22 protein-coding genes are annotated in these 26,990 nt (G+C 69.8%); 6 read left to right on the top strand and 16 right to left on the bottom strand.

Features of this window, described 5'->3' with window-relative positions; translation table 11 throughout:
* Nucleotides 1-220: 220 nt before the first annotated feature.
* The 3 genes from ntrC to dusB all read right to left on the bottom strand — a co-directional run bounded on the left by ntrC (nt 221) and on the right by dusB (nt 3,961).
* On the bottom strand, nt 221-1,672 hold the full coding sequence (gene ntrC / locus ACFOGJ_RS01685) for a nitrogen regulation protein NR(I) (protein WP_379897664.1): 1,452 nt from the start codon (nt 1,670-1,672) through the stop codon (nt 221-223).
* Between the two features lie 88 nt (nt 1,673-1,760).
* Nucleotides 1,761-2,963: a two-component system sensor histidine kinase NtrB gene (locus tag ACFOGJ_RS01680; RefSeq protein ID WP_379897663.1), complete on the bottom strand. Its 1,203-nt coding sequence runs from the start codon at nt 2,961-2,963 to the stop codon at nt 1,761-1,763.
* Nucleotides 2,963-3,961, bottom strand: coding sequence for a tRNA dihydrouridine synthase DusB (gene dusB, locus ACFOGJ_RS01675; protein ID WP_379897661.1), 999 nt, complete (start codon nt 3,959-3,961; stop codon nt 2,963-2,965). The genes ACFOGJ_RS01680 and dusB overlap by 1 nt, the downstream gene beginning before the upstream one ends.
* A 232-nt stretch (nt 3,962-4,193) precedes the next feature.
* On the opposite strand from dusB, the gene ACFOGJ_RS01670 reads away from it, so the two are divergent.
* The 3 genes from ACFOGJ_RS01670 (at nt 4,194) to ACFOGJ_RS01660 (ending at nt 8,089) form a co-directional block, all read left to right on the top strand.
* Nucleotides 4,194-5,420 (top strand): bifunctional 2-C-methyl-D-erythritol 4-phosphate cytidylyltransferase/2-C-methyl-D-erythritol 2,4-cyclodiphosphate synthase, encoded by a 1,227-nt coding sequence (locus tag ACFOGJ_RS01670; RefSeq protein ID WP_379897660.1) that lies wholly within the window; start codon nt 4,194-4,196, stop codon nt 5,418-5,420.
* 68 nt (nt 5,421-5,488) lie between these two features.
* Nucleotides 5,489-5,992 (top strand): CinA family protein, encoded by a 504-nt coding sequence (locus ACFOGJ_RS01665; protein WP_379897659.1) that lies wholly within the window; start codon nt 5,489-5,491, stop codon nt 5,990-5,992.
* A 381-nt stretch (nt 5,993-6,373) separates the two neighbouring features.
* On the top strand, nt 6,374-8,089 hold the full coding sequence (locus ACFOGJ_RS01660) for a sensor domain-containing diguanylate cyclase (protein WP_379897658.1): 1,716 nt from the start codon (nt 6,374-6,376) through the stop codon (nt 8,087-8,089).
* Between the two features lie 60 nt (nt 8,090-8,149).
* On the opposite strand, the gene ACFOGJ_RS01655 is transcribed toward ACFOGJ_RS01660, so the two are convergent.
* From ACFOGJ_RS01655 to tpiA, 12 genes are all read right to left on the bottom strand, one after another.
* Entirely contained in the window at nt 8,150-8,641 is a 492-nt protein-coding gene (locus tag ACFOGJ_RS01655; protein WP_379897657.1) for a type II toxin-antitoxin system RatA family toxin, read from the bottom strand.
* A gap of 29 nt (nt 8,642-8,670) precedes the next feature.
* Complete coding sequence (gene lipA, locus ACFOGJ_RS01650; protein WP_449288565.1) at nt 8,671-9,615, bottom strand: lipoyl synthase; 945 nt, start codon at nt 9,613-9,615, stop codon at nt 8,671-8,673.
* Between the two features lie 113 nt (nt 9,616-9,728).
* Complete coding sequence (gene lpdA / locus ACFOGJ_RS01645) at nt 9,729-11,132, bottom strand: dihydrolipoyl dehydrogenase (RefSeq protein ID WP_379897656.1); 1,404 nt, start codon at nt 11,130-11,132, stop codon at nt 9,729-9,731.
* Nucleotides 11,133-11,147: 15 nt separating this feature from the next.
* Nucleotides 11,148-12,491, bottom strand: a complete 1,344-nt coding sequence (locus ACFOGJ_RS01640) for a pyruvate dehydrogenase complex dihydrolipoamide acetyltransferase (protein WP_379897655.1) — start codon at nt 12,489-12,491, stop codon at nt 11,148-11,150.
* An 11-nt stretch (nt 12,492-12,502) separates the two neighbouring features.
* Nucleotides 12,503-13,939, bottom strand: a complete 1,437-nt coding sequence (locus tag ACFOGJ_RS01635) for a pyruvate dehydrogenase complex E1 component subunit beta (protein WP_379897653.1) — start codon at nt 13,937-13,939, stop codon at nt 12,503-12,505.
* Between the two features lies 1 nt (nt 13,940).
* Nucleotides 13,941-15,071, bottom strand: a complete 1,131-nt coding sequence (gene pdhA, locus ACFOGJ_RS01630; protein ID WP_379897652.1) for a pyruvate dehydrogenase (acetyl-transferring) E1 component subunit alpha — start codon at nt 15,069-15,071, stop codon at nt 13,941-13,943.
* Between the two features lie 271 nt (nt 15,072-15,342).
* The gene (locus ACFOGJ_RS01625; protein WP_379897651.1) at nt 15,343-15,663 is read right to left on the bottom strand and encodes an FtsB family cell division protein; all 321 of its coding nucleotides are present in this window, start codon (nt 15,661-15,663) and stop codon (nt 15,343-15,345) included.
* A 128-nt stretch (nt 15,664-15,791) separates the two neighbouring features.
* Complete coding sequence (gene eno, locus ACFOGJ_RS01620; protein WP_379897650.1) at nt 15,792-17,072, bottom strand: phosphopyruvate hydratase; 1,281 nt, start codon at nt 17,070-17,072, stop codon at nt 15,792-15,794.
* Nucleotides 17,073-17,241: 169 nt separating this feature from the next.
* Nucleotides 17,242-18,090 carry a 3-deoxy-8-phosphooctulonate synthase gene (gene kdsA, locus ACFOGJ_RS01615; protein ID WP_379897649.1) on the bottom strand — a complete coding sequence of 283 codons (849 nt, stop codon included), beginning with the start codon at nt 18,088-18,090 and terminating at the stop codon, nt 17,242-17,244.
* Nucleotides 18,091-18,146: 56 nt separating this feature from the next.
* Nucleotides 18,147-19,778 carry a CTP synthase gene (locus ACFOGJ_RS01610; protein WP_379897647.1) on the bottom strand — a complete coding sequence of 544 codons (1,632 nt, stop codon included), beginning with the start codon at nt 19,776-19,778 and terminating at the stop codon, nt 18,147-18,149.
* 125 nt (nt 19,779-19,903) lie between these two features.
* Nucleotides 19,904-20,344 (bottom strand): preprotein translocase subunit SecG, encoded by a 441-nt coding sequence (secG, locus tag ACFOGJ_RS01605; protein ID WP_379897646.1) that lies wholly within the window; start codon nt 20,342-20,344, stop codon nt 19,904-19,906.
* A gap of 167 nt (nt 20,345-20,511) precedes the next feature.
* Complete coding sequence (gene tpiA / locus ACFOGJ_RS01600) at nt 20,512-21,291, bottom strand: triose-phosphate isomerase (RefSeq protein WP_379897798.1); 780 nt, start codon at nt 21,289-21,291, stop codon at nt 20,512-20,514.
* A 169-nt stretch (nt 21,292-21,460) separates the two neighbouring features.
* Here tpiA and ACFOGJ_RS01595 point away from each other — a divergent pair, with 169 nt between their 5' ends.
* The gene (locus ACFOGJ_RS01595) at nt 21,461-23,359 is read left to right on the top strand and encodes a peptidylprolyl isomerase (protein WP_379897645.1); all 1,899 of its coding nucleotides are present in this window, start codon (nt 21,461-21,463) and stop codon (nt 23,357-23,359) included.
* Between the two features lie 162 nt (nt 23,360-23,521).
* On the opposite strand, the gene ACFOGJ_RS01590 is transcribed toward ACFOGJ_RS01595, so the two are convergent.
* Entirely contained in the window at nt 23,522-24,826 is a 1,305-nt protein-coding gene (locus tag ACFOGJ_RS01590; protein ID WP_379897644.1) for a divergent polysaccharide deacetylase family protein, read from the bottom strand.
* Between the two features lie 271 nt (nt 24,827-25,097).
* Between ACFOGJ_RS01590 and trpD the strand changes: the two genes are divergently transcribed.
* Together trpD and trpC are read left to right on the top strand one after the other, a co-directional pair.
* On the top strand, nt 25,098-26,159 hold the full coding sequence (trpD, locus tag ACFOGJ_RS01585) for an anthranilate phosphoribosyltransferase (protein WP_379897643.1): 1,062 nt from the start codon (nt 25,098-25,100) through the stop codon (nt 26,157-26,159).
* Nucleotide 26,160: 1 nt separating this feature from the next.
* Nucleotides 26,161-26,988, top strand: coding sequence for an indole-3-glycerol phosphate synthase TrpC (gene trpC, locus ACFOGJ_RS01580; protein ID WP_379897642.1), 828 nt, complete (start codon nt 26,161-26,163; stop codon nt 26,986-26,988).
* The last annotated feature ends 2 nt before the right edge of the window (nt 26,989-26,990 follow it).

The following is a 26,990-nucleotide window of genomic DNA, read 5'->3' as shown; positions in this document are numbered from 1 at the left end:
TTCTGCAGCAGCCGCGACCGCGCCCCGCGCGACCGGTCCGATGCATGGAATTCCATAGGGAATCCCATGGGAAACGATTGGGATATGCGTCAACTCGGCACCGCTCTGCCGTACCACGACTGTTGCCCGTGGATCACATGTTACACAGGCTGTGGCGAAATTACATCATCAAATCGCAGGCGGTACAGCCGCTTTTTCCCACCGGCGGCGATGGCGGGGCCTATTTGACGCCGCGCACCACCTCGATCTCCAGATCTCGGATCTTCTTGCGCAGGGTGTTCCTGTTCAGGCCGAGCAGCTGTGCCGCCTTGATCTGGTTGCCCCGGGTGGCCGCCAGGCTCACGGAGATCAGCGGCCGCTCCACCTCCCGCAGGATCCGGTCGTAGAGGCCGTTCGGCGGCAGGGCATCGCCATGGGCACCGAAATAGCGCGACAGGTGCCGCTCCACCGTGGCGCTGAGGTTGGCCGGCTCCGAAGCCTCGTCGCCGGGCACCAGCGGCGGCGGCTCGCCCAGCTCCCGTTCGATCACCTCGCGATCGATCACGTCGTCCGCGTACAGGGCGGCCAGCCGCCGGACCAGGTTCTCCAGCTCGCGCACATTGCCCGGCCAGCGATGCGCCTTCATCAGTTCCAGCGCTTCCGGCGTGATCGACTTGGCCGGCAGCCCCTCCGCCTCCGCAGCGCCCAGGAAATGGCGCACCAGGTCGGGAATGTCCTCGGTGCGCTCCCGCAGCGGCGGCAGGCGCAGCGGCACCACATTCAGGCGGTAGTACAGGTCCTCCCGGAACAGGCCCTGGTGGATCAGCTGGCGCAGATCGCGGTTGGTGGCGGCGATGATCCGGACATCGGTGCGGATCGGCACCCGGCCGCCGACGGTGGTGTACTCGCCTTCCTGCAGGACGCGCAGCAGCCGGGTCTGCGCCTCCATCGGCATGTCGCCGATCTCGTCCAGGAACAGGGTGCCGGCCTCCGCCTGCTCGAAACGGCCGGTGGCGCGGGCGCTGGCGCCGGTGAAGGCGCCCTTCTCGTGCCCGAACAGCTCGCTCTCGATCAGCTCGCGCGGGATCGCCGCCATGTTGATCGCCACGAAGGGCCCGCTGCGGCGCTGCCCGTATTCGTGCAGCGCCCGGGCAACCAACTCCTTGCCGGTGCCGGATTCGCCGGAGATCATCACCGTCAGGTCGGTGCCCATCAGCCGCGCCAGGACCCGGTAGATCTCCTGCATGGCGGCCGAGCGGCCGATCAGCGGCAGATGCTCTTCCTCGTCCGGCTGCGCCGGGCTGCTTTCCTCCACCGCGGAGCGGCGATGGGGCGCGGACATCGCCCGGTGCACGACCTGCAGCAGCTCCTTCAAATCGAAGGGCTTCGGCAGATACTCGTAGGCGCCGCGCTCGGTGGCCTTCACCGCGGTCATCAGGGTGTTCTGCGCGCTCATCACGATGATCGGCAGGTCGGGACGCAGCCGCTTGATCCGCGGCAGCAGGTCGAGCCCGTTCTCGTCCGGCATCACCACGTCGGTGATCACCAGGTCGCCCTGCGCCTCTTCCACCCAGTGCCACAGGGTGGCGGCATGGCCGGTCGAGCGGACGTCATAGCCGGCCCGGCCGAGCGCCTGGTCCAGCACCGTCCGGATCGAGCGGTCGTCGTCGGCGACGAGGATCGTTCCCTTCATCCCAGTCTCTCTGCCTCCCCCAGCGCACTGGCGTGTCGCCGCGCCGGCGCCGCCTGCTTGTTGTTCGTTCGTTCCGCCGGGCCGCGCATCAGCGGCGCCGCCGCGACCGCCGCTCGGACGGCAGTCTGCCGCCTGCAGCCGCCGCGGGGCCGGCGCCGCGGCCCCGGCGTGGCGCTTCGCCGCCGCCCCCGCCGCCCTCGTAGAGCGGCAGGTTCACCTCGAACCGCGTCCGCCGCGGCCGGCTGTCGCATTCGATGACGCCGCCATGATCGCCGATCACCTTGGCGACCATGGCAAGGCCGAGCCCGCTGCCCTGACGCTTGGTGGTCACGAACGGATCGAACAGGTATGGCAGCAGGTCCTCCGGCACGCCGGGGCCGTTATCGGTGACACAGACCTGCAAGGGCAAGCGCAGGCGCTCCCGGCTGCCCGGAACCGACAGGCGCAGGCCATGACGATAGGCGGTCGACAGGGTGATCTCCCCCTTGTCCTCGGGCACCGCCTCGGCGGCGTTCTTCACCAGGTTCAGGAACACCTGGATCAGCTGGTCCCGCGCCCCCAGGACCGGCGGCAGCGACGGATCATAGCGCTCGACGAAGCGCACCCGCCGCGCGAATCCGGCCTGGGCGACCTTGCGCACATGCTCCAGCACGTCATGGATGTTCACCGGCCCCTTCTCGACCGGGCGCTCGTCGGAGAACACCTCCATCCGGTCGACCAGGCCGACGATGCGGTCCGCCTCGTCGCAGATCAGCTTGGTCAGGTGGCGTTCCTCCGCCGGGACGCTCAGCTCCAGCAGCTGCGCCGCGCCGCGGATGCCCGAAAGCGGGTTCTTCACCTCATGCGCCAGCATCGCGGCGATGCCGACGACCGACCGCGCCGCGCCGCGGTGCGTCAGTTGCCGGTCCAGCTTCTGCGCCACGCTCAGCTGCTCGATCTGCAGCACCACCTGGCCGGGGCTTTCCGGGATCGGCGAGAGCTGCAGGTTCACCTGGCGCTCGCCCAGCTTCGGCGAACCGATCACCACGCCATATTCGGACATCGAGTAGCCGTCGGAGATCACCTTGGCCACCATCGTCAGGATCGGGCTGCCGAAGGGCACCAGGTCGCTCAGGTTCTGCCGGGCCAGCGCGGCGGCGCCGGATTCGAAGAACTCCTCCGCCGCCGGATTGGCCAGCCGGATCTCCCCGCTCCCCGAAACCACCAGGATCGGATTCGGCAGGGCCGCCAGAACGGCGTTCGGTTCCGCCCGGTCGTGCACCGGGAATGCCTTGACCTTCGCCCTTGCCATCAGGCGGCCACCGCTTCGTGCAAGGGCGCCAGATGCCGCCTCAGCGCCGCCACCACCTGCCGCGGATCGTCCATACGGTTCAGCTCCCGGTGCAGCGCGGCGCCCTCCGGCAGGTCCTGCAGCCACCAGCCGAGATGCTTGCGCGCGATCCGTACCCCGCGGCTCGTTCCGTAGTACGCCAGCATGTCGTCGTAATGCTCCAGGATGAGCGCCTCCCGCATCGCGCCGTCGGGCGCGGCGCGCGCCACCCGGCCGGCCAGCCGGTCGGCAATGTCCCGCAACAGCCAGGGCCGCCCGCAGGCTGCGCGGCCGACCATCACCCCGTCGGCGCCCGAAGCCGCCAGAGCCGCCTGCGCCTGCGCCGGGCTGGCGATATCGCCATTCACCACAACCGGCAGGGAGACCGCCGCCTTCACCGCCGCCACCGCCGCCCAGTCGGCGCGGCCGCCGAACAGCTGGCAGCGGGTGCGGCCGTGGACGGTCAGCAGCGCGATGCCGCAATCCTCCGCGATGCGCGCCAGGTCGGGCGCGTTGCGCATGCCATCATCCCAGCCCAGGCGCATCTTCAGGGTCACCGGCACCGTCACCGCACCGGCGACCGCCTGCAGGATCGCCCCGGCGAGCGGCAGGTCCCGCATCAGCGCGGACCCGGCAAGGCCCCTGGTGACCTTCTTCACCGGACAGCCCATGTTGATGTCGATGATGTCCGCGCCGCAATCGGCAACCGCCCGCGCGGCATCGGCCATCACCGCCGGCTCGTTGCCGGCGAGCTGCACGGCCCAGGGCATCCCCTGCCGGCGATCCGACGGCACCTGGCACGCTTTCTCCAGCGATTCGCGGCTGCGGCGGACCATGCCCTGGCTGGCCACCATCTCCGAATAGACGAGCCCGGCGCCGAAGCGGCCGACAAGGCGGCGGAACGGCGGGTCTGATATGCCGGACATCGGTGCCAGGAGGACCGGCGCCGCCAGGGCGAACGGTCCAATTTCGATGGTCATTATTTGTGCAAACTCACAGGTTTTTGCCCACAGCCGCAGCAAATTAGGTGCAGTGCAGCGTATGGGCAAGCGTTGCATTCAGGGCAGCCATGCGCCGCCGCTGCCGACCGGCACCGGCGCGACTGCCGCCGGGCCCTGATCCGGGCATGCCGGCGTGCGGTATCGCCGCGGCCGCAGACCGCGCCGCCGCATGCCGATGGACGACACGCAGCGCCGCGCCTAACGTGCGGCCGTGACCGTCGACGCCCTCATCGTGGCTGCCGGGCGCGGCCTGCGGGTCGGCGGCGGCCTGCCCAAGCAGTACCGCCCGGCCGCGGGCCGTGCGCTCCTCTGGCATGCCTGCCGGGCCTTCCTGCACCATCCCGCGATCCGTCGGGTGCAGGTCGTCATCAGCGCCGGCGACGAGGCGTTGTATCGTACCGCGGTCGGCGACCTCGACCTGCCGCCGCCGGTCGCCGGCGGTGCCACACGCCAGGAATCGGTGCATCGCGGTCTTGCCGCGATGGCCGCCGCGCCGCCGGAACGGGTGCTGATCCACGATGCGGCGCGACCCTTCCCGCCGGCCGACATGATCGACCGGGTCGTCGCGGCCCTGCAGCAGGCACCGGGCGCCCTGGCCGCGCTGCCGGTGCCCGACACGCTGAAGCTGGGCCGGACGGGACCGGCGGGGCTGCCGCTGGCCGCACAGGGACCATCCCGGGACGGGCTGTGGCGGGCACAGACGCCGCAGGGCTTCCGGTTTGACGAGATCCTCGCCGCGCACCGGCAGGCGCAGGCCGCGGGCTTTGCGGCGACCGACGACGCGGCGATCGCCGAATGGGCGGGCCTGGACGTCGTCCTGGTGCAGGGCGCGGAGGACAATTTCAAGGTCACCGACGGCAACGACCTGGCCCGGGCCGCGGCGCTCGCCGAGGGCCGGCACGCGCCCCCTCCCCCGTCGTGCGCCACGGCAGCCGTGATGGCGCCCCGGGTCGGCCAGGGCTTCGATGTCCACCGCTTCGCCACCCCGGGCACCCGGCGGCCGCTGCAGCTCTGCGGCGTGACGATTCCCGGCGCCACCGGGCTTGCCGGCCATTCCGATGCCGATGTCGGCATCCATGCGCTGTGCGACGCGATCTATGGCGCCCTTGCGGAGGGCGATATCGGTGCGCATTTCCCGCCCAGCGACGGCCGCTACCGCAACGCCGATTCCGCGCTGTTCCTGGAACATGCCCGGGACCGCATCGCGGCCCGCGGCGGCCGGCTCTGCAATGCCGATGTCACCCTGATATGCGAAGCTCCGCGGATCGGCCCGCATCGCCAGGCGATGCGGGCGCGGCTTGCACAGTTGCTGGCCGTGGCGGAGGGGCGGATCTCGGTGAAGGCGACGACGACGGAGCGGCTCGGCTTTCTGGGCCGGGGCGAAGGGATCGCTGCCCAGGCGGCGGTCACGATCGCCCTGCCCGACACGGACGGCTAGGCTCGCTTGCGGGTGCGTCCGGGTGCATCACGCCCCGGCAGCAGCCCCAAACGGCAGCGGAGTGCCAGATGTTCGAACAGACCCTGCGGGATGCCGCCGCGCAACTGCTGGACGCCGCCCGCGGGCGCGGCTGGCACATCGCCACCGCGGAAAGCTGCACCGGCGGCCTGATCGCCGGCTGCCTTACCGCAATCGCCGGCTCCTCCGACGTGGTGCTCTGCGGCTTCGTCACCTACGACAATGGCAGCAAGAGCCGGATGCTCGGCGTGCCGCCCTCGCTGATCGAGCGGGACGGTGCGGTCAGCGAGAGCGTCGCCCGCGCCATGGCGGAAGGCGCCTGCGCCAACTCCCCGGCGGAACTCAGCCTGGCCTGCACCGGCATCGCCGGCCCTGGCGGCGGCAGTGCGGAGAAGCCGGTCGGGCGGGTGCATATCGCCGCCGCGGCCGAGGGCCGGGTCCTGCACCTGCAGCGCGACTATGGCGAGATCGGCCGCGACGCGGTCCGCGCCGCGACGGTCGCCGACGCTCTGGCCCTGGCCCTGCGCCTCGCCCGGGAGCCGGTGACGGTCTGAGGCGGGGCTGACAGCGGCGCGCAGACGCCCCGCCTGGACCGTGAAGGTCGTGTCGTTTCGTTCGCGGTTGGCGAAAGCCGCAGACCCTGCATCCGGCTGAGCCTGCCTGTTGCCGCGGCGCGCAAGTGCATGTGTCTGCACGAATGCCACCATGCCTTGCGCGAAATGCCGTATCTCCCGTCTGTCCAAGGTGGGAACAGCCGATGCGCCTTCCGATCGATGGCCATTTGCTGGCGATGGCAGTAGATCAGTTTCATGCAGCGGAAGACGAGAATGGCGGGACGAATGGTGCCGGCGCAGGGCGGGCAACGACAGTTGCGGCCGTCCCCCCGGCCCTGCCACCATCGCGGCAAGAGGCCCTGAATGCGGGGTCTCTGGTTCATGAGGCCGCTCTCGGTCTATCTGGACCGGGTGCCGATGGTGCTGCAGGTCAGCGTCGTGGTGTCGCTGATCCTCGTCGCGATCCTCGCCGCCTGCCTGATCACCGTCTCCAGCGTCCTGACCTCGTCGATCCGCGGCAATGCCGGCGGTCATATGGAAAGCGTGGCGATCGACCTGGCGGACCGTCTCGACGACGGCCTGTTCGAGCGCTACCAGGATGTCGTGGCCATGGCCTCCGCCGATCCCTTCGTGCGGCTTGAGGTGGGCCAGTCCGGCCAGGCGCAGGCCTGGATCGACAGCCTGCAGGACCTCTATCCGCTTTATGCCTGGATCGGCATGGCGGGGCCGGACGGCACCGTCCTGGCCGCCAGCGACGGCGTGCTGCGCGGCGCCTCGGTTGCCGAGCGGCCCTGGTTCGACGCGGCCAGCGCCGGCCCGCATCTGGGCGATGTCCATGAGGCGGTGCTGCTCGCCGACATCCTGGGCCGCGGCGATGGCGGTCCGGAAAAGGCCGGTCAGGGCCCGAACGGCGAACCGATGCGGCTGGTCGATGTGGCGGCCCCGGTCCGGGGGCCGGACGGCGCGCTGGTCGGCATCGTCGGTGCGCATCTGAGCTGGGACTGGGCCAGGGACCTTCGCGATACCGCGCTCACCACGCGCCGCAGGGAATTGCAGACGGACCTGCGGATCGTCGACCGAGCCGGCCGCCAGATCCTGGGCGGCGGCTTCGGCGAGGAGCTGGGCCGGCTGCGGTCAGTCCAGTCGGCCCTCAGCGGCAAGCATGGCTGGATGATCGAGGAACTGGACGGGCAGAAGATGCTGGTTGGCTATGCACCGACCCACGGTTTCGCCGAACTGGACGGGCTGGGCTGGATCGTGATGGCCGCGACCCCGCTCGCCGTTGCCGACGCCCCGCTGCACGAGGTCAACCGGATCATGGTGCTGATCGGCACCCTGCTGGCCGTGGTCGGCGTCATCGCCGCCTTCGTGACGGCGCAGCGGCTGGGACGCCCGCTCAGCACCCTGACGGCGGTGGCCCGCGGCATCGGCAGCGACACGCCGCGCACCCTGCCCCGCCTCTCCGGCTCGCGCGAGGTGGTGAGCCTGTCGCTGGCGCTGCGTGCGCTGCTGCACCGGATCGGTGCCGTGACCGAGCGCCTGCAGGACACGCAGGAACAGGCGGCGGAACTGGCCACGCAGAACCGCGAGCTGGAGCGGCTGGCCAGCCTCGACCCGCTTACAGGCTTGCGCAACCGGCGCGCCTTCCTGGAACTGGCCGAGCACGAGATCGCGCGCGCCCGCCGCGACGGGACGAACCTGTCGGTGCTGATGATCGACATCGACCATTTCAAGCGGGTCAACGACACCTACGGCCATGCCGCAGGCGACGAGGTGATCCGCAACATCGCGCAGCTGATCCGCTCCCTGTCGCGGGAGGCCGACATCGTCGCGCGGTTCGGCGGCGAGGAATTCGTCATCCTGCTGCCGAACTGCCGCTACGCCGACGCACGGGCGTTCGGCGAAAGGCTGCGGGCCCAGGTCGCCGACAATGCGACCCGGCATGGCGATGCGAGCATCACCGTGACCGTCAGCGTCGGCTGCGTGGAGTTCAAGCCGCAGAGCACCGACCTGGACACCGCGATCGACAGTGCCGACCACGCGCTCTATGTCGCCAAAAGGCTGGGCCGCAACCGGGTGGAGGGCAGCGCCGCCTGAGCGGCAGATCCACGCCCTGCCCCGGGATGGGGCCCCGCCAGAAGATGGTGGGCGAACGGGTCAGCTGTTCGTGCCCGCCTGGGTCGCCGGAACCGCCTGCCCGGCTTCGCCGCCGGCCGGACCGTAGAGGTCCGCCGCCCGGTCCTCGAAGGCCTGAACCATGCGGCGCACGGCCTCGCTGAACAGGCTCTCGATCGCCTTCTGCAGGATCCGGTTGCGGAACTCGAACTCCACGAAGAAGTCGACCTCGCAGGCCCGCGGGCCGGTCTCGATGAAATCCCAGTGGTTGCGCAGGAAGCGGAACGGCCCTTCCGAATAGGCGACGTCGATGCGCAGGTTCGGCCGGTCGAGATGCACCCGTGAGGTGAAGCGTTCGCGGAACATGCGGAAGCCGATCAGCAGGTCCGCGACGACCTCCTCCTCGCGGCGCTGCCGGACCCGCGCGCCGACGCACCAGGGCAGGAATTCCGGATACTTCTCCACCTCGGCCACCAGGGCGAACATGTCCTCGGCCCTGTAGGGCAGGCTGCGGCGTTCCTTGTGGACAGGCATGGGCGGCGGTCGAACTCGTGCTCTTGCGTCTACTCGGCGGCGGCGGCCAGACGTGCCTGGCGGGCGGCACGAAGGCGGGCAAAATCCTCGCCCGCATGATGGCTGGAGCGGGTCAGCGGCGAGGCGGAGACCATCAGGAAGCCCTTGGCATAGGCGGACTTCTCGTAGGCGCCGAACTCCTCCGGCGTTACGAAGCGATCGATGGCGGCATGCTTGGCCGTCGGCTGCAGGTACTGGCCGATGGTGATGAAATCGATCTCGGCGCTGCGCATGTCGTCCATCACCTGGCCGACCTCGCCCTTGTCCTCGCCCAGGCCGACCATGATGCCGGACTTCGTGAACATGCCCGGATCGAGCTCCTTCACCCGCGCCAGCAGGCGCAGGGAATGAAAATAGCGGGCCCCGGGACGGATCGCCGGATAGAGCCGCGGCACGGTCTCCAGGTTGTGGTTGAACACGTCGGGCCGTGCCGCCACCACCTTTTCCAGCGCACCGGGCTTGCGCATGAAGTCCGGCGTCAGGATCTCGATCGTCGTGTCCGGGGATTCGCGACGCACCGCCTCGATGGTGCGGACGAAATGGGCCGCGCCGCCATCCTCCAGGTCGTCGCGGTCGACGGAGGTGATGACCACATGCTGCAGGCCGGTATGCGCCACCATGGTGGCGACATGCTCCGGCTCCAGCGGGTCCAGCGCGAAGGGCCGGCCCGTCGCCACGTTGCAGAAGGCGCAGGCCCGGGTGCAGATTGCCCCCATGATCATCACGGTGGCGTGCTTCTTCGCCCAGCACTCGCCGATATTGGGGCAGCCCGCCTCTTCGCAGACGGTGGTCAGGTCGAGCTCCCGCATCAGCTTGCGGGTCTCGTTATAGGCGGGCGAAACCGGCGCCTTGACCCGGATCCAGTCCGGCTTGCGCTGGATCGGGTTGTCCGGGCGGTGCGCCTTCTCCGGGTGGCGCCGCGCCGGATCCTTCAGACGGTCTGGGTCCTTCAGGCGATCCGGGTCCCTCAGATGCTCCCGATCCTGCAAGATCTTCTCCCGGAAGGATGCACATGCGGCGCCCGCAACGGGCCGGCGCCGCCTCTGCCCTAGAAGTGTATGACCCGCCCGTAGGCGTCAAGCACCGACTCGTGCATCATTTCCGACAGGGTGGGATGCGGATAGATGGTCTCCATCAGCTCCGCCTCGGTGGTTTCCAGAGTCTTTGCCGTGACATAGCCCTGGATCAGTTCGGTCACCTCCGCCCCCACCATATGCGCGCCCAGAAGCTCGCCGGTCTTGGCGTCGAACACCGTCTTCACCATGCCTTCCGGCTCGCCCAGGGCGATCGCCTTGCCGTTGCCGATGAAGGGGAAGCGGCCGACCTTCACCTCGTGGCCGGCCTCTTTCGCCTTCGCCTCGGTCAGGCCGACGGAGGCGACCTGCGGCATGCAATAGGTGCAGCCCGGGATATTGCCGAGGTTCAGCGGATGCACCTCGTTGCGGCCGGCGATCTTCTCGACGCAGATCACGCCTTCGTGGCTCGCCTTGTGGGCCAGCCAGGGCGGCCCGACCAGGTCGCCGATGGCATAGACCCCGGGCTCGCCGGTGCGGCAATACTCGTCGATCACCACATGGCCGCGATCGACCTTCACGCCGGTGCCGTCCAGGCCGAGATTTTCCACATTGCCGGTGATGCCGACCGCCAGAATCGCCCGATCGACCTTCAGTTCCGCGCTCTTGCCGTCCTTGCCCTTCAGCACGGCGGTGACGGCATTCCCCTTCGCCTCCAGCTTCTCGACCGTGGTGGCGGTGTGGATCTTCATGCCCTGCTTCTCGAACTGCTTGCGGGCGAAGGCGGAGATCTCCTCGTCCTCCACCGGCAGCACCCGGTCCATTACCTCCACAACCGTCACTTCGACACCCAGGGTGCGGTAGAAGCTGGCGAACTCGATGCCGATCGCACCGGAGCCGATGACCAGGAGGCTCTTCGGCATCTCCTTCGGCACCATCGCCTCCTTGTAGGTCCAGATCAGCTTCCCGTCCGGCTCCAGGCCCGGCAGGGTGCGGGCGCGGGCACCGGTGGCCAACACGATATGCTTGGCCGACAGGCTGGCGACGTCCTTGCCGTCCTTGGTGACCGCAAGCTTGCCCTTGCCGGCCAGCGCCCCCTGCCCGTCGAACACCGTGACCTTGTTCTTCTTCAGGAGGTGCTTCACGCCGCCGGACAGCTGGCCGGCCACCTTGCGGGAGCGGTCGACGATCTTCCCCAGGTCCATGCTGGCGCCCTGCACCTTGAAGCCGAAGGCATCGGCATGCTGGATCAGGTGCCAGACCTCGGCCGAGCGCAGCAGCGCCTTGGTCGGGATGCAGCCCCAGTTCAGGCAGATGCCGCCCAGATGCTCGCGCTCCACGACCGCGGTCTTCAGGCCCAGCTGCGCCGCCCGGATCGCCGCCACATATCCGCCGGGGCCGCCACCCACGACGATCAGGTCGAAGCTTGTCTCCGCCATCGCGCGCCCCTCCGCTCAGAGCATCATCGTCATCGGGTCTTCGACGAAGCCCTTGAACGCCGCCAGGAGCTGGGCGCCGAGGGCCCCGTCCACCACCCGATGGTCGGTAGACAGGGTGCAGGTCATGACGGTCGCCACCGCCAGGGCGCCATCCTTCACGACGGGCCGCTGCTCGCCCATGCCGACGGCGAGGATACCGCCATGCGGCGGGTTCACCACCGCGGCGAAGTCCTTGATGCCGTACATGCCCAGGTTGGAGATCGCGAAGCCGCCGCCCTGATACTCCTCCGGCTTCAGCTTGCGCTCGCGGGCGCGGCCCGCCTTCTCCTTCACCTCTTCGGAGATCGCGGCCAGGCCCTTGGTATCGGCCTTGAAGACGATCGGCGTGATCAGCCCGTTGTCCGGCAGCGCCACCGCCACGCCGATATCGGCATTGTGGTAGCGGATGATGCGGTCGCCGGCGAAGGAGGCATTGGCATCCGGCACCCGTTTCAGCGCCAGCGCCATCGCCCGGATGACGAAGTCGTTGACCGACAGCTTCACCCCCTCCGGCGCCTTCGCGTTCAGCTCCTTGCGCAGGGCCAGCAGGGCGTCCAGTTCCACGTCCACCGTCAGGTAGATATGCGGGATCGTCTGCTTCGCCTCGGTCAGGCGGCGCGCGATGGTCTTCCGCATCGACGACAGCGGGACCTCGTCGTAGCCGACGCCTTCGGGGATGACGATCTCCGCCGGCGCGGCGGCGGCCGGCGCCGCGGCCGCCGGCTTCGCGGCGGCAGCCTGTTTCGCGGCCGGCTGCGCCTCGGCGCCCTCGACGTCGCGCTTCACGATCCGGCCATGCGGGCCGGAGCCCTTGATGCCCGAAAGATCCAGCCCGGCCTGCTTCGCCAGGCGACGGGCCAGCGGCGAGGCGAAGATCCGGCCATCGCCCTTCGGCGCGGCCGGCGCCTTGCCGTCGCCGCCAGACGGGGCGGCGGCCGGTGTCGCCGCCGCGGCCTTCGCCGGCTCCGGGGCCTTCTCGGCCTGGGCGCCGCTATCGCCCTCTTCCGCCGGCGGCGGGCCGACCGGCGCGCCCTCTCCCGCCTTCATGGCGTCCAGGTCGACATCCTCGATCTTCTCGCCCTCCTCCAGGAGGACGGCGATCGGGGTGTTCACCGCGACGCCTTCGGTGCCCTCGGCCACCAGGATCTTGCCGAGCACGCCTTCGTCGACCGCCTCGAACTCCATGGTGGCCTTGTCGGTCTCGATCTCGGCCATCACGTCGCCGGCGCTGACCGTATCGCCCTCCTTGATCAGCCAGGCGGAGAGCTTGCCTTCCGTCATCGTCGGCGACAGCGCCGGCATCAGGATCGGGATCGCCATCTCCGCCTCCCTCAGCGGTAGCAGACGGCGCGCGCCGCCTGCACGATTTCGTCGACGCTGGGCAAAGCCAGCTTCTCCAGGTTCTCCGCATAGGGCAGCGGCACGTCCTTGCCGCTGATCCGGGTCACCGGCGCGTCCAGATAGTCGAATGCCTGTTCCATCAGGATCGCCGAGATCTCCGCACCCACGCCGCAGACCGACCAGCCCTGTTCCACCGTGACGCAGCGGTTGGTCTTCTGCACCGAGGCGACGATCGCCTCCCGGTCCATCGGCCGGATCGTGCGCAGGTCGATCACCTCCGCGTCGATGCCGTCCTCGGCCAGGATCTCCGCCGCCTGCTCCGCCATGCCGACGCACAGCGAGTAGGAAACGATGGTGACGTCCTTGCCCGGCCGGGCGATCCGCGCCTTGCCGATCGGCACCAGGAAGTCGTCCATCTCCGGGATCTCGAACTCGCGGCCGTAGAGAATCTCGTTCTCCAGGAAGATGACCGGGTTCGGGTTGCGGATCGCGGATTTCAGCAGGCCCTTGTAGTCGGCTGCCGTGTAGGGGGAGATCACGGTCAGCCCGGGCACATGAGCATACCAGCTCTCGTAGCACTGGCTGTGCTGGGCGGCGACCCGGGCGGCGGGCCCGTTCGGGCCGCGGAAGACGATCGGGCAGCCCATCTGGCCGCCGGACATGTAGAGGGTCTTCGCCGCCGAGTTGATGATCTGGTCCATCGCCTGCATGGCGAAGTTGAAGGTCATGAACTCCACGATCGGTTTCAGCCCGCCGAAGGCCGCGCCGACGCCGAGGCCGGCAAAGCCATGCTCGGTGATCGGCGTGTCGATCACCCGCTTCGGCCCGAACTCGTCCAGCAGGCCCTGGCTGACTTTGTAGGCGCCCTGATATTCGGCGACCTCCTCGCCCATCAGGAACACCGTCTCGTCGCGGCGCATCTCCTCCGCCATGGCGTCGCGCAGCGCGTCGCGGACATGGATCTTCACCAGCTTCGCGTCGTCCGGCCAGTCGGGCGCGACCGGTGCGGCCTTGGCCTTCGGCGGCGCCGGCTGGGAGGAGGCAGCGACATCGGCGGCATCGTCCGGCGCCGGATTCTGCGGCGGTTCGGCCGGCTGTTCGCGCGGCGCTTCCTCCTCCGCCGCGGCAGGCGCGGCCGGCGCGGCATCGCCGAGCCTGTCGAGATCGACATCCGCCATGCTCTCGCCGTCCTCCAGCAGGACCGCGATGGGCGTATTCACCGCCACGCCTTCGGTGCCTTCCGACACCAGGATCTTGCCGAGCACGCCTTCGTCGACCGCCTCGAACTCCATCGTCGCCTTGTCGGTCTCGATCTCGGCCATGATGTCGCCGGCGGCGATCTTGTCGCCTTCCTTCACCAGCCAGGCGGACAGCTTGCCCTCGGTCATCGTCGGCGAGAGCGCCGGCATCAGGATCGGGATCGGCATCTCAGGCGTGCTCCTCTACCGGCCGCAGCACATCGGTCCAGAGCTCCTCGGGGTCGGGCTCCGGGCTCTCCTGCGCGAACTTGGCCGCCTCCGCGACCAGGTCCTTCACCTCGCGGTCGATCTCCTTCAGGTCGTCCTCGTTGGCCAGCTTGTCGTGCAGCATGCGGTTGCGCACCTGATCGATCGGATCATGCTCGGTGCGCATCTTCTGCACCTCTTCCTTGCTGCGGTACTTCGCCGGGTCCGACATCGAATGGCCGCGATACCGGTAGGTCTTCAGCTCCAGGATGATCGGCCCCTTGCCCGACCGGCAATGCTCGACAGCCTCGCGGCCGGCGTCGCGGACCGCCAGCACGTCCATGCCGTCGACTTCCATGCCGGGGATGTTGAAGCTGGCGCCGCGCTTGTAGAAATGCGTCTCCGCCGAGGCCCGCTTCACCGAGGTGCCCATGGCGTACTGGTTGTTCTCCACGCAGTAGACCACGGGAAGCTGCCAGAGCTCCGCCATGTTGAAGCTCTCGAAGACCTGGCCCTGGTTGGCGGAGCCGTCGCCGAAGAAGGTCAGGGTGACGTTGTCGGTATCGTTGTACTTCTGCGCGAAGGCCAGCCCGGTGCCGATCGGCACCTGGGCGCCTACGATGCCGTGGCCGCCGAAGAACTTCCGCTCCTTGCTGAACATGTGCATGGAGCCGCCCTTGCCCTTGGAATAGCCGCCGGCGCGCCCCGTCAGCTCCGCCATCACCCCCTTCGGATCCATGCCGGTGGCCAGCATGTGGCCATGGTCGCGATAGGAGGTGATGACCGCGTCCTCGCCGGCGCGGATCGCCGCCATCATGCCGACAACCACCGCCTCCTGGCCGATATAGAGGTGGCAGAAGCCGCCGATCAGGCCCATGCCGTACATCTGGCCGGCGCGCTCCTCGAAGCGGCGGATCAGCAGCATCTCGCGGTAGTAGGTCTTCAGTTCCTCGGCGCTGGCCTTGCGGATCTCGCCTTCCGGCGTCACGCCGGCCGTGGCTTCCGGCGCCGGCGTCGCGGCGCTGCGTTTGCGGCCGCCGCCGCTGCGTCTCGCGGTGCCGCCGGCTGTCCCCTTTCGGCTGGAACCGCTACCGCTGGTGGCCTTTTTCGCCATGGATCCCCTCCCGGTCAGCACATTCGCAACTGCATCCCGGAGTATACGCGGCTGCGTATGCACGACCATGCGGCCGCCATCGGGATGCCGGACGGGCAACAGGCCGGACTGCGCCTGCACTGCCGTCGCGACCGGACCCTAACGCGAAATGCACGCCTCGTCTTCACTGCATGATGACGGCATCGGCGGCATGACGGCCGCAGCGACCCTCACTCGAGGCCGCGACGGGCGGAGCATGGCGCGTGGCGGCGGGCAGGCCGGAAGCAGGGGATCAGTTCTGTTGCGGCAGGAGGATCACGACCTCGTTCTCGCGCACGAGACCGAGCATCAGGCGCGCCTCTTCCTCCAGCAGATCCGGATCCAGGCCATCGGCATGGAACAGGTTCACCCGCCGCTCGAGGCGTTCGCGTTCGGCCACCGTCTTGGCAAGGGCCGCCTCGGCAATCTCGATCTCCGTCTCCAGCTGGCGATAGCTGTGGACGCCGCGGTCACCCACGACGGCGTGGTAGCCGAAATAGGCAATGGCACCCAGGCAGACCACCGGCATGACAGCCTGTGTGGCACGGCGGCGGATATCGTCGAGAAAGCGCATGACCGAATCGAATCACGGGCGAGTCGGCCGGTCAATGCGAATCGTCGGGAATCAGAAGGGGCATGCGGCCCGCCCGCATGCCCTTCCGTAAAATCAAAAGCTTAGAGAGAAAGTTCTCAGATTCCGCCTCAAGCCTGCGCGAAGGCGCGGATGCCGGGATAGCGTGCGGAGGGGCCCAGAGCCTCTTCGATTCGCAGCAGCTGGTTGTATTTCGCCAGCCGATCGGAACGGGCAAGCGAACCGGTCTTGATCTGGCCGCAGCCGGTCGCGACCGCCAGGTCGGCGATGGTGGAATCCTCCGTCTCGCCGGACCGGTGGGACATCACCGCCCGGAAGCCGGCCCGGTGCGCCATGTCGACCGCCTCCAGCGCCTCGGTCAGGGTGCCGATCTGGTTCACCTTCACCAGGATCGCGTTGCCGGCATTGCGGTCGATGCCGTCGGCCAGGCGCTTCGTGTTGGTGACGAACAGATCGTCGCCGACCAGCTGCACCCGGCCGCCCAGCGCCGCCGTCAGGGCGGTCCAGCCGTCCCAGTCATCCTCCGCCAGGCCATCCTCGATGGAGCGGATCGGATAGTCGCGGACCAGTTCCTCGTAATAGGCGACCATGCCGGCGGCATCGAGGCTGCGCCCCTCGCCCGCCAGGGTGTAGCTGCCCTCGGCGAAGAACTCGGTCGCCGCGGCGTCGAGCGCCAGCACCACATCCTCGCCCGGCTTGCGGCCGGTATCGGCGATCGCCTGCATGATCAGGTCGAGCGCGCTGCGGGTATCCTTCAGGTTCGGCGCATAGCCGCCCTCGTCGCCGACATTGGTGGCGTGGCCGGCCTTCTTCAGGCGCTTGCCCAGCGCGTGGAACACCTCCGCGCCGGCACGCAGCGCCTCGCCGAAACTCTCGGCGCCGACCGGCATGATCATGAATTCCTGGATGTCGATCGGGTTGTCGGCATGGGCGCCGCCGTTCAGGACGTTCATCATCGGCACCGGCAGCACCCGGGCGGAGACCCCGCCGACATAGCGCCAGAGCGGCTGCTCCAGGTCCGCCGCCGCCGCCCTGGCCGCCGCCAGCGACACCCCCAGCAGGGCATTGGCGCCCAGCCGGCCCTTGTTGTCGGTCCCGTCCAGGGCGATCAGGGTGCGGTCCAGGTGCAGCTGGTCGGCAGCGTCGAAGCCGGAGATCGCGTCGAAGATCTCCCCGTTCACCGCCGAGACCGCGCGCAGCACGCCCTTGCCGCCGAAACGGCCGGCATCGCCGTCGCGCAGCTCCACCGCCTCATGCGCGCCGGTGGAGGCGCCGGAGGGGACGGCCGCCCGGCCGGTGATGCCGCTCTCCAGGACGACATCGACCTCCACCGTCGGATTGCCCCGGCTGTCCAGGATCTCGCGGGCGCAGATGTCGATGATGGCGGTCATGGCTCACTCCTGCATCGGTCGCACGGGTCCGCAGCCGGGCAGTGCCGGCGCCTGGACCGCTGGCATGCGGTTCGGTCGGGATGGTGCCGGTCCTTGGCCGGCCCGGCGGGTCAGGGTTTAGCCGGTCCGGGCCGGAATTGCATCCCCGGATCGCACCGGCAGCGGCGGGTCACGTGGCGCTGGACTTGGCGACCCGGTCGAAGGCGATCAGCCGCCGCAGCAGGCCTTCCATCTGGTCCAGCGGCACCATGTTGGGGCCGTCGGACGGGGCATTGTCCGGGTCCTGGTGTGTCTCCATGAAGACCGCCGCCACACCCACCGCCACGGCGGCGCTGGCCAGCACCGGCACGAACTCCCTTTGGCCGCCCGAGCGGTCGCCCTGCCCGCCCGGCTGCTGCACCGAATGGGTGGCGTCGAACACCACCGGATAGCCGGTCTGGCGCATGATCGGCAGGCCGCGGAAGTCGGTCACCAGGGTGTTGTAGCCGAACGAGGCGCCGCGCTCGCAGAGCAGGATCCGCTCATTGCCCGCATCGGCCAGCTTCGCGGCCACGTTGCGCATGTCCCAGGGGGCCAGGAACTGCCCCTTCTTCACGTTCACCGCCCGCCCGGTCCGCGCCGCGGCGACCAGCAGGTCGGTCTGCCGGCACAGGAAGGCGGGGATCTGCAGCACGTCGACCGCCTCCGCCACCTCCGCGCATTGCTCGGGCAGGTGCACGTCGGTCAGCACCGGCAGGTCCAGTTCCCTGCGCAGGTCCTGGAAGATCGGCAGCGCCGCCTCCAGGCCGATCCCCCGCTCGGAACCGGCGGAGGTCCGGTTCGCCTTGTCGAAGGAGGTTTTGTAGACGAGGTTCAGGCCCAGCCGGCCGGTCAACTCCTTCAGCGCGCCTGCCATGTCGAAGGCATGGTCGCGGCTTTCCAGCGCGCAGGGCCCGGCGATCAGCGCGAACGGCCGGTCATTGCTGACCTCGAAGCCGGGACCGCCGGCCGCGCCGATGCGGACATGCTTGTCTGTCATCGAAGGATTCCTTCCTGGAAACATCCTTGCGGCCCGGCGGCAGGGCCCATGGCCGGTCAGACCAGGCGCGACTGCTCGATCGCGGCGCGGATGAACGAGCTGAACAGCGGATGCGGGTCGAACGGCTTCGACTTCAGCTCCGGGTGGAACTGCACCCCGATGAACCACGGATGGTCCGGCCGCTCGACGATCTCCGGCAGCAGGCCGTCCGGCGACACGCCGGAGAAGTTCATGCCGGCGCCTTCCAGCGCGAAGCGGTAGCGGGTGTTGACCTCATAGCGGTGGCGGTGCCGTTCGGAGATCTGCTGGCTGCCGTAGATCTCCGCCACCCGGCTGCCCTTGCCCAGGATCGCCGGATAGGCGCCCAGGCGCATCGTGCCGCCCAGATCGTCGCCGACATTGCGGCGCTGCAGTTCGTTGCCCTGCATCCATTCCGTCATCAGGCCGACGATCGGGTTCCTGCACTCGCCGAACTCCGTAGAGCCCGCATCCTCGATCCGGGCCAGGTGGCGCGCCGTCTCGATCACCGCCATCTGCATGCCGAAGCAGATGCCGAAATAGGGCACCTTCTGCTCGCGGGCAAAGCGCGCGGCGGCGATCTTGCCCTCCGCGCCGCGCTCGCCGAAGCCGCCGGGCACCAGGATGCCGTGCATGTCGGTCAGCCGGTGCCGGTCCTTGCCGAACGGGTCGAAATCGTCGGCATCGACCCAGTTCAGCTCCACCTTCACATTGTTGGCGATGCCGCCATGCGCCAGCGCCTCGATCAGCGACTTGTAGGCATCCAGCAGGCCCGTGTACTTGCCCACCACGGCGATGTTCACATGCCCTTCCGGGTGCAGCGCCCGCTGCCGGATATGCTGCCAGGGGGCCAGTTCCGGCGGCGGCGCATCGTCGATCCCGAAGGCCCGCAGCACCTGATCGTCCAGGCCCTGTTCGTGATAGGAGATCGGCACCTCGTAGATCGAGCGCACGTCCAGCGCCTCGATCACCGCCTCCTCCCGCACGTTGCAGAACAGCGCGATCTTGCGCTTCTCCCCCGGCGGCAGCGGCCGGTCGGCGCGGCACAGCAGGATCGTCGGCTGGATGCCGATGGAGCGCAGTTCCTTCACCGAATGCTGGGTGGGCTTGGTCTTCAGCTCCCCCGCCGCCGCGATGTAGGGCACCAGGGTCAGGTGCACGAAGATCGCCTTGGCCGGCCCCAGCTCGATGCCGGCCTGGCGGATCGCCTCGAAGAAGGGCAGTCCCTCGATATCGCCGACGGTGCCGCCGACCTCGACCAGGACGAAATCCTCGTCCTCGACCCCGCCGAGCGCGAATTCCTTGATCGCATCGGTGATGTGCGGGATCACCTGCACCGTGGCGCCCAGATAGTCGCCGCGCCGTTCGCGCGCGATCACGTCCTGGTAGATCCGGCCGGTGGTGACATTGTCGCCCTTGTTCGAGGCGACGCCGGTGAAGCGCTCGTAATGCCCCAGGTCCAGATCGGTCTCCGCCCCGTCATCGGTGACGTAGACCTCGCCATGCTGGTAGGGGCTCATCGTCCCGGGATCGACATTGATGTAGGGGTCGAGCTTGCGCAGGCGCACGCGATAGCCGCGCGCCTGCAGAAGCGCACCGAGTGCCGCCGAGGCGAGCCCCTTGCCGAGGGAGGAAACCACGCCGCCGGTAATGAAGATGAACCGCGCCATGGGCCTTCGTTATACCCAAGCCGCGGGCATGGCAGAAGGGCGCATTGCGCCGGCACGACGGGCAGCTTGCATGTCCGCGGAAAGCCTTCGTTTTCGGTGAGCCGGCCCGCCATGGGCCGGCGGGATCAATTGTCCGGTGTCGACAGCGGGGTCAGCGACTCGCTGCCGCCGCCGGTCCCCGCACCGCCGGATACCGGCGCGGACACGCCACCGTCCTGGCCGGCACCCGTATCGCCAGCCGGGCCGGGCGCCGCGTCGTTGCCGAGCGGCGTCAGGCGCTCCGATGCCGGCCGTGCGCCGCCGGCGCCATCCAGGATCGACCGCGGCGGACCGGCGCTCTGCTGCGCCAGAATCGCCAGCGCCAGGCTGGTTGCGATGAAGCAGGCCGCCAGCGCGCCGGTGGTGCGGGTCAGGAAACTCGCGGCGCCGCGGCTGGAGACCAGGCCACCGCCACCGCCACCGCCGCCGCCGATGCCCAGCGCACCGCCTTCGGAGCGCTGCAGCAGCACGACACCGATCAGGGCCACGGCGAAAATCAGGTGCAGGATCAGGACGATGGTAATCATGAGCGGCGGCTGCGGATCGATCCGTTGAGGAATGCGTCGATCGGGTGCGCACCGGTCGACGGTGCACGCGATCGGCCCCGGCCGCGCCATCCGCGCCGCACCGAGGCCGGGCGGGTTCTACTCCCCACCCGGCCGGCGTGCAAGCGACCCTTGGCCGGCGGCGCCGCTCAGCGCGGCTTCGGGCTGGCCTTTGCGATCCCCCAGAAGTCCTTTGCCAGCAGGCTCGCACCGCCGACCAGGGCGCCGTTCACACCCGCCACGGCCAGCAGGGTCGCCGCGTTGTCGGGCTTCACCGATCCGCCGTAGAGGATGCGCATCCGCGGCGCGCCGACCGCCTTTTCGACGGTGCGGCGGATCGCCAGGTGCATCGCCGCGACATCCTCCGGCGTCGGCGTCCGACCGGTGCCGATCGCCCAGACCGGCTCATAGGCGATGACCGTGTTCGCCGCGGTGCAGCCCGCGCCCAGCGCCGCCCGCACCTGCCGCGCCACCGCCGTGGGGGCATGGCCCGCGTCGCGCTGGCTCAGGGTCTCCCCGACACAGAGAATCGGGACCAGGCCGGCGCGATGCGCCGCAGCCAGTTTTGCCGCGACCGTCGCATTCTTCTCGCCATGGTCGGCGCGACGCTCGGAATGGCCGACGATGACATGGGTCGCGCCGGCATCGCGCAGCATTTCCGCGGCGATGTCGCCGGTATGGGCGCCGGCTTCCGCGGCATGGCAGTCCTGGCCGCCCAGTGCCACCACGCCGCCCAGATCCGCCGCGGCGATCGCGTCGCGGAACGGCGCCAGCAGAACCGCCGGCGGGCAGACCAGGATTTCCGGCAGCGCCGCATCCTTTGCCTTGGCCGCCGCGCGCCCGGCCTCCCGCAGCAGCCGGTCGAACTCCTTCATGGCCGCCGGCAGGCGGCCGTTCATCTTCCAGTTTCCCGCAATAAGCGGGCGAATGCCGTCGTTCGCGGGCGGCCTGCCGGAGCCCGCCTTGCCTTTCTGTGCCAACTTCCCCTCCAAATTCCGGTCCCGGCTTTATATAACGCAGGGTCCGTTTTGACCGGCGGAACAAACCGGGCGCAGGATGGCGCCGCAATCCGGTTCCGTCGATGTGGGGAGAGAATACATGCTGCAGCAGCTGCGGAAATCCGCCGGAACCTGGATGGTGAAAGCGCTCATGCTGCTTCTGGTGGCGAGCTTCGCCACCTGGGGCATCGGCGACTATCTCGGCGGCGGCGGCGAGCAGGTGGTTGCCGAGGTCGGCGGCCAGGAGATCCCGACCGCCAGTTTCCAGGACGAATACCGTCAGCGCCTGGCCGCCGCGCAGCGCCAGTTCGGCGGCCGCCTGGATGCGGACCAGGCCAAGGCGATCGGTTTGCCGGAAGAGGTCCTGAAGCAGCAGATCAACACCATCCTGCTGGAACGTGTCGCCCAGCAGATGAACCTGCGCGCGCCGGACGACGTGGTGCGCGCGCTGATCCTGCAGGACCCGGCCTTCACCTCGCAGGAGGGCGAGTTCGACCGGCTGAAGTTCCAGGACTTCCTGGTGCGCAGCGGCCTGTCTGAGGACATGTTCGTCGACCTTCTGCGCGGCGAGGTCCGCGGCCAGGCGATTGCCCGCACCGTCACCGCCGGCGAACTCCCCGCGCCGGAAAGCCTCACTTCGGCCGTGGTCGACTATGTCGGCACCCGGCGGCGGGTCGCGTACCTGATCGTCGACAAGCAGAGCGTGCCTGCGCCCGAAGAGCCGGCGCCATCGGAACTGCAGGCCTATTACAATGCGCATCCCGACGACTACACCGCGCCGGAGCTGCGCAGCGTCAGCTGGATCAGCCTGAGCCCGGCAGGCCTCCGCGACCGGATCGAGATCTCCGAAGAGACCCTGCGCGCCGCCTACGAGGATCGCCAGGACAGCCTCAACGTCCCGCCGACCCGCACCGTGCGGCAGGTCGCGGCCTTCGACGAGGAGACGGCCCGCGCCGTTTCCGAGGCGGTCGCCCAGGGCGCGAGCCTGGAGGCGGCCGCGCAGCAGGCCGGCGCGGCCCCGCCGGTGGCGCTGGACCCGCTGACCCGTGCCGACCTTGCCGACCTGCTGGGCGACGAGGTTGCGACGGCCGCGTTCGAGCGCAGCGAGCCGGGCATCCTGCCCGCCATGGAATCACCCCTGGCCTGGCATGTCGTGGAAGTGACCGAGGTGAAGGACGGCAGCGCCCCGAGCTTCGAGGCTGCCCGGGAGCAGCTGGCCGACACCCTGGCACAGGAGGCGGCGATCGACCGGCTCTACACCCTTGCCAACGAGGTCGAGGACCTGATCGCCGGCGGCGCCCGCCTGAAGGAGATCGGCGAAACCATCGGGCTGCCGGTGCAGAGTCATGACGGCATCGATGCCAGCGGCCGCGACATCGACGGCAATCCGGTGGATCCGGTGCCCGGCCTCGCCACCCTGCGGCGGGAGCTCTGGCGGATGGAGGCCGGCGGCGAGCCGGAGACTTTCGAGAACGACAATGCCGAGGGCTTCACCGTGGTACAGCTCGACGCCGTGTCGCCCCCGCGCCTGCGCAGCTTCGAGGAAGTCGAGGACAGGGTACGCGCCGACTGGACCGACAGCCGCCGCGCCGAACTGGCGATGCAGGAGGCCGAGGCGCTGGCCCGCGACATAAGCGGCGGCACCGACATGCAGGATGTCGCCGCCGGCTCCGGACTTGCGGTCAGCGAGCCCGCCCCCTTCACCCGCTTCGGCGACGGTGCCCGGCTGCCCTGGGGGCAGCCGATGATGGAGAAGCTGTTCGCCGCGCCGGCAGGCGAGGTCGTGACCGGCAGCATCGCGAATGGCAGCGCCGTCGTGGCGCGGATCGAAGAGGTGCTGCCGGTGGAGCGGAACGAGGCCGCTGAGCAGCTGCAGGCAAGGCTGTCGGAGCGCTGGTCCGATGGCTTCCGGCAGGATCTCACCGGAGCCTTCCTGGAGGGCCTCGCCGGCCGGGTCGGCGTCACCATCAACCAGCAGGAGCTGGACCGGGCCATCTGAGCGGCCGGCCTTCCCCGGACACGGTTCGCCGGCCAGTCGACAGGCTGGCGTTCCGTTCGTCCGGGGGCTCTCCGCCGCGCCGGCGATCCGCCAGACGTTCGGTAGGCGTGGCGCATGGTTGGCCTGGTGCTCGGTTGGCCTGGTGCTCGGTTGGCCGGGCGTTCAGTTCGCGAGGGGGCCGCCGCCGCTGCGTGCCGCCGGCCCCGTCAGGCCGGCCGCCGCGGCACCGGTCTTGCGCACCGTGGCCGGTTGCCGTGCCGGCACCAGGTCCGAGATCCCCACCAGGACATAGCCCCGTGCCTGCGCCTGCGGCATCCAGCGTTCCAGCACCGCCAGGGTCTCCGGATAGGGATGGCCGATGGCGATGGCAGAGCCCTCGCGGGCGGCCACCGCTTCGGTGTGGCGGAGCTGCCGGAGGATCGTGTCTTCCACCGGGTCGTGGTCCAGGAAGATGTCGCGCTGCAATGCCGGCATCGGCAGTTCGCGGGCAACCTGGTAGCCGACGCTGCGGCCGGAGGTGCGGGAATCCAGGTAGAACAGCTGCGCATCATTCGCCGCTTCGAGGACGGGCCGCATCTGCGCGGCATCGGCGGTAAAGCGGCTGCCCATGTGGTTGTTCAGGCCGATTGCCCCCGGCAGGCGCGCCAGATGCCATTTCAGGCGGCGCAGATTCTCTTCCGCCGTGTTGCCCACCAGCAGGGCGTTGGGGCCTGGGTTCTGCTCCCCCTGCGGCTCCATCGGCATGTGCAGCATCACGTCCAGGCCCGCCGCGGCCACCATGCGCGCCTGGTCCGGCGTACCCGCATTGGCGGTCAGGAAGGCATAGGTGACCGGACCCGGCAGCGCCATCAGCCGACGGACCGCCTCCGCGCTGCCGCCCAGATCGTCGATCACGATGGCGATCCGCGCGAAACCGGCCTCGCCCGACGGCCCGGCCCGGTCCGGCCAGGTCTCCTCCGGTTCCGGCGGCAGGGCGGCCAGGACCTCATCGTCGGCGCCTTCCGCATTGCCGCGCGGCACCTCGCCACGCTCGAGCTGCTGGATCAGGTCGCCGATCGCATCCGGGCCGGCATCCGCAGGCTGTGCCTCCCCGGCCGCCGCCATCCTGTCCGGATCCTGCGCCGCCTGTGCGGCCGGTGGCTCGCTGTCGCGGCCATTCAGCCGCGGGATGCCGGTGATCGCCGTCGGCGCCGGCCTGTTGACGGCCATGGTCAACCCGTCCGCGCCCGGCTCCGGCGCCCGGTCCAGCCAGGCGGTGCCGAGCCCCGCCAGGGCCACCACCACGACCAGCGCGGCAAGGGCCGCCAGCCCGTAGCGGATGCGGGCGGCACCGGTGCGTGCCTTCGCGCCGGTGCGAGAGCGACCGTCGGATGTCTTCCTGCCCGCGCTCCTGCCACCCGGGGTCCTGCCACCCGGGGTCCTGCCGTTCGCGCCTGCGCCGCGCCTGTTGCCGCTGCCCTTTGCCATCCCGGCACTCTAGCACCGGCGCGCAGCGCATGCCGGTCTGCCCACGTTCCCCGTCGGCGGACCGAGACTGTGCGCGGCCGGCCGGGCGGCGCGCAGCCGGGTCGCCGCGCGGGGGCCCCGTGCATGGGCATGCGAATCGGCGGCAAAGCGGCCATGTTGACGCGACGCGGCCGGATCTGATTACTGTTCCGGCCGCTCCCCCTCGAATTCCGGGCCGGCGGCCGTTTCCTTCCGCCATCAAGGTTCCGTCCCGACCCATGAAAGTCTTCGCATGACCGCCGACCTCGAGGATTTCAAGAAGCTCGTCGCCGAGGTCGCCACCGGCCGCACCCTCTCCATCTCGGAGGCGGAAGCCGCGTTCGACATCATGATGTCGGGCAATGCCACGCCGGCGCAGATGGGCGGCTTCCTGATGGCTTTGCGGGTGCGCGGCGAAACCGTCGACGAGATCACCGGCGGCGCGCGGACATTGCGCGCGAAGGCGACGACGATCGACGCCCCGCCGGGTGCCGTGGACACCTGCGGCACCGGCGGCGACGCCAAGGGCACCTGGAACGTCTCCACCGGCGCCGCAATCGTCCTGGCCAGCCTGGGCGTGCCGGTGGCCAAGCACGGCAACCGCGCACTGTCCTCGAAGACCGGGGCGGCGGACGTGCTGGCGGCACTCGGCGTCAATATCGAATGCGACATGAGCCTGGTGCGCCGCTCGCTGTGGGAATCCGGCATCGGCTTCCTGATGGCGCCGCGGCATCACGGCGCGATGCGGCATGTCGGCCCCACCCGGGTCGAGCTGGGTACGCGGACGATCTTCAACCTGCTGGGCCCGCTGTCCAACCCCGCCGGCGCGAAGCGTCAGCTGCTGGGCGTGTTCTCCGCCGACTGGGTGGAACCGCTGGCGCAGGTGCTGCGCAACCTGGGGTCGGAGCGGGTCTGGGTGGTCCATGGCAGCGACGGCATGGACGAGTTGACCACCACCGGCCCGTCCATCGTCGCCGAGCTGAAGGACGGCGCCGTCAACCGCTTCGAGGTGACACCGGAGGATGCCGGCCTGCCCCGCGCCGCGCCGGAGGATCTGCGCGGCGGCGATCCGGCCCGCAACGCCGCTGCCCTGCGCGGCGTGCTGATGGGCGAGACGGGCGCCTTCCGCGACATCGTCTGCCTGAATGCGGCGGCGGTGCTGATGATCGCCGACAAGGCGGCCGATCTGAAGACCGGGGCGCAGATGGTGGCGGCGGCGCTGGACGACGGCCGGGCGATGCGCACCCTGGAGGCGCTGATCGCGACCACCCATGGCAATCCCGCAGAAGGCGCCGGCGGCGGAGAGGGACGCTGAGATGTCGGACACTCTTGCACGCATCGTCGCCGACAAGCGCGCCCATGTCGCCGACCGCAAGGCGGCGGTGCCGGAGGCCGCGCTGCGCGCACGGGCGGATGCCGCGGACCCGCCGCGCGGCTTCCGTGCGGCGTTGGCGCGCCAGGCGGCGCAGCGGCGGCCCGCCCTGATCGCGGAACTGAAGAAGGCCTCGCCGTCCAAGGGGCTGATCCGGGCCGATTTCGACCCGCCCGCTCTGGCCCGGGCCTATGCCGCCGGCGGGGCCGCCTGCCTGTCGGTGCTGACCGACACGCCCTATTTCCAGGGCGAGGATGCCTTCCTGCCGGCAGCCCGCGACGCGGTCGACCTGCCGGTGCTGCGCAAGGACTTCATGGTCGACCCCTACCAGATCGCCGAGAGCCGGGCGCTGGGCGCGGACTGCATCCTGCTGATCCTGGCGGCACTGGAGGATGCCCTGGCGGCAGAGCTGATGGCCGCCGCCGGCGCGCTGGGCATGGATGTCCTGGTGGAGGTGCATGACCGGCTGGAGCTGGACCGCGCGCTGGCGATGGGCGCCGGCATGATCGGCATCAACAACCGCAACCTGAAGACCCTGCAGGTCGACCTGGCCACAGCGGAGAGCCTGGCCCCAGCCCTGCCGCCCGAGGTCCTGGCCGTCGGGGAAAGCGGCCTGGGCGTGCCGGCGGACCTGGAGCGGCTGATGCGCGCAGGCGTCTATGCCTTCCTGATCGGCGAGAGCTTCATGCGCCAGCCCGACGTGACTGCGGCCGTGCGCGACCTGATCGGCCCCCTGCAGCCGGGCGCAGCCGCCTCCGGCTCCGCCGCCTGAGG

Origin of the sequence: Marinibaculum pumilum (assembly GCF_042646425.1) — a bacterium.
Taxonomy (GTDB): Bacteria; Pseudomonadota; Alphaproteobacteria; order Ferrovibrionales; family Ferrovibrionaceae; genus Marinibaculum; species Marinibaculum pumilum.
Note: the sequence above shows the minus strand (reverse complement) of the source record. Positions and strands in the feature narration are given on the sequence as shown.

Bases quoted from the DNA above. Each gene is read 5' to 3' on its own strand.
- ACFOGJ_RS01660 (WP_379897658.1), top strand. From the start codon at position 6,374: ATGAGGCCGCTCTCGGTCTATCTGGACCGGGTGCCGATGGTGCTGCAG.
- secG (WP_379897646.1), bottom strand. From the start codon at position 20,344: ATGATTACCATCGTCCTGATCCTGCACCTGATTTTCGCCGTGGCCCTG.
- ACFOGJ_RS01640 (WP_379897655.1), bottom strand. From the start codon at position 12,491: ATGGCGATCCCGATCCTGATGCCGGCGCTGTCGCCGACGATGACGGAA.
- lpdA (WP_379897656.1), bottom strand. From the start codon at position 11,132: ATGGCGGAGACAAGCTTCGACCTGATCGTCGTGGGTGGCGGCCCCGGC.
- ACFOGJ_RS01655 (WP_379897657.1), bottom strand. From the start codon at position 8,641: ATGCCTGTCCACAAGGAACGCCGCAGCCTGCCCTACAGGGCCGAGGAC.
- trpD (WP_379897643.1), top strand. From the start codon at position 25,098: ATGACCGCCGACCTCGAGGATTTCAAGAAGCTCGTCGCCGAGGTCGCC.
- ACFOGJ_RS01610 (WP_379897647.1), bottom strand. From the start codon at position 19,778: ATGGCGCGGTTCATCTTCATTACCGGCGGCGTGGTTTCCTCCCTCGGC.
- ACFOGJ_RS01590 (WP_379897644.1), bottom strand. From the start codon at position 24,826: ATGGCAAAGGGCAGCGGCAACAGGCGCGGCGCAGGCGCGAACGGCAGG.
- ACFOGJ_RS01665 (WP_379897659.1), top strand. From the start codon at position 5,489: ATGTTCGAACAGACCCTGCGGGATGCCGCCGCGCAACTGCTGGACGCC.
- ACFOGJ_RS01595 (WP_379897645.1), top strand. From the start codon at position 21,461: ATGCTGCAGCAGCTGCGGAAATCCGCCGGAACCTGGATGGTGAAAGCG.
- ntrC (WP_379897664.1), bottom strand. From the start codon at position 1,672: ATGAAGGGAACGATCCTCGTCGCCGACGACGACCGCTCGATCCGGACG.
- eno (WP_379897650.1), bottom strand. From the start codon at position 17,072: ATGACCGCCATCATCGACATCTGCGCCCGCGAGATCCTGGACAGCCGG.
- ACFOGJ_RS01635 (WP_379897653.1), bottom strand. From the start codon at position 13,939: ATGCCGATCCCGATCCTGATGCCGGCGCTCTCGCCGACGATGACCGAG.
- ACFOGJ_RS01680 (WP_379897663.1), bottom strand. From the start codon at position 2,963: ATGGCAAGGGCGAAGGTCAAGGCATTCCCGGTGCACGACCGGGCGGAA.
- ACFOGJ_RS01625 (WP_379897651.1), bottom strand. From the start codon at position 15,663: ATGCGCTTTCTCGACGATATCCGCCGCCGTGCCACACAGGCTGTCATG.
- trpC (WP_379897642.1), top strand. From the start codon at position 26,161: ATGTCGGACACTCTTGCACGCATCGTCGCCGACAAGCGCGCCCATGTC.
- pdhA (WP_379897652.1), bottom strand. From the start codon at position 15,071: ATGGCGAAAAAGGCCACCAGCGGTAGCGGTTCCAGCCGAAAGGGGACA.
- dusB (WP_379897661.1), bottom strand. From the start codon at position 3,961: ATGACCATCGAAATTGGACCGTTCGCCCTGGCGGCGCCGGTCCTCCTG.
- kdsA (WP_379897649.1), bottom strand. From the start codon at position 18,090: ATGACAGACAAGCATGTCCGCATCGGCGCGGCCGGCGGTCCCGGCTTC.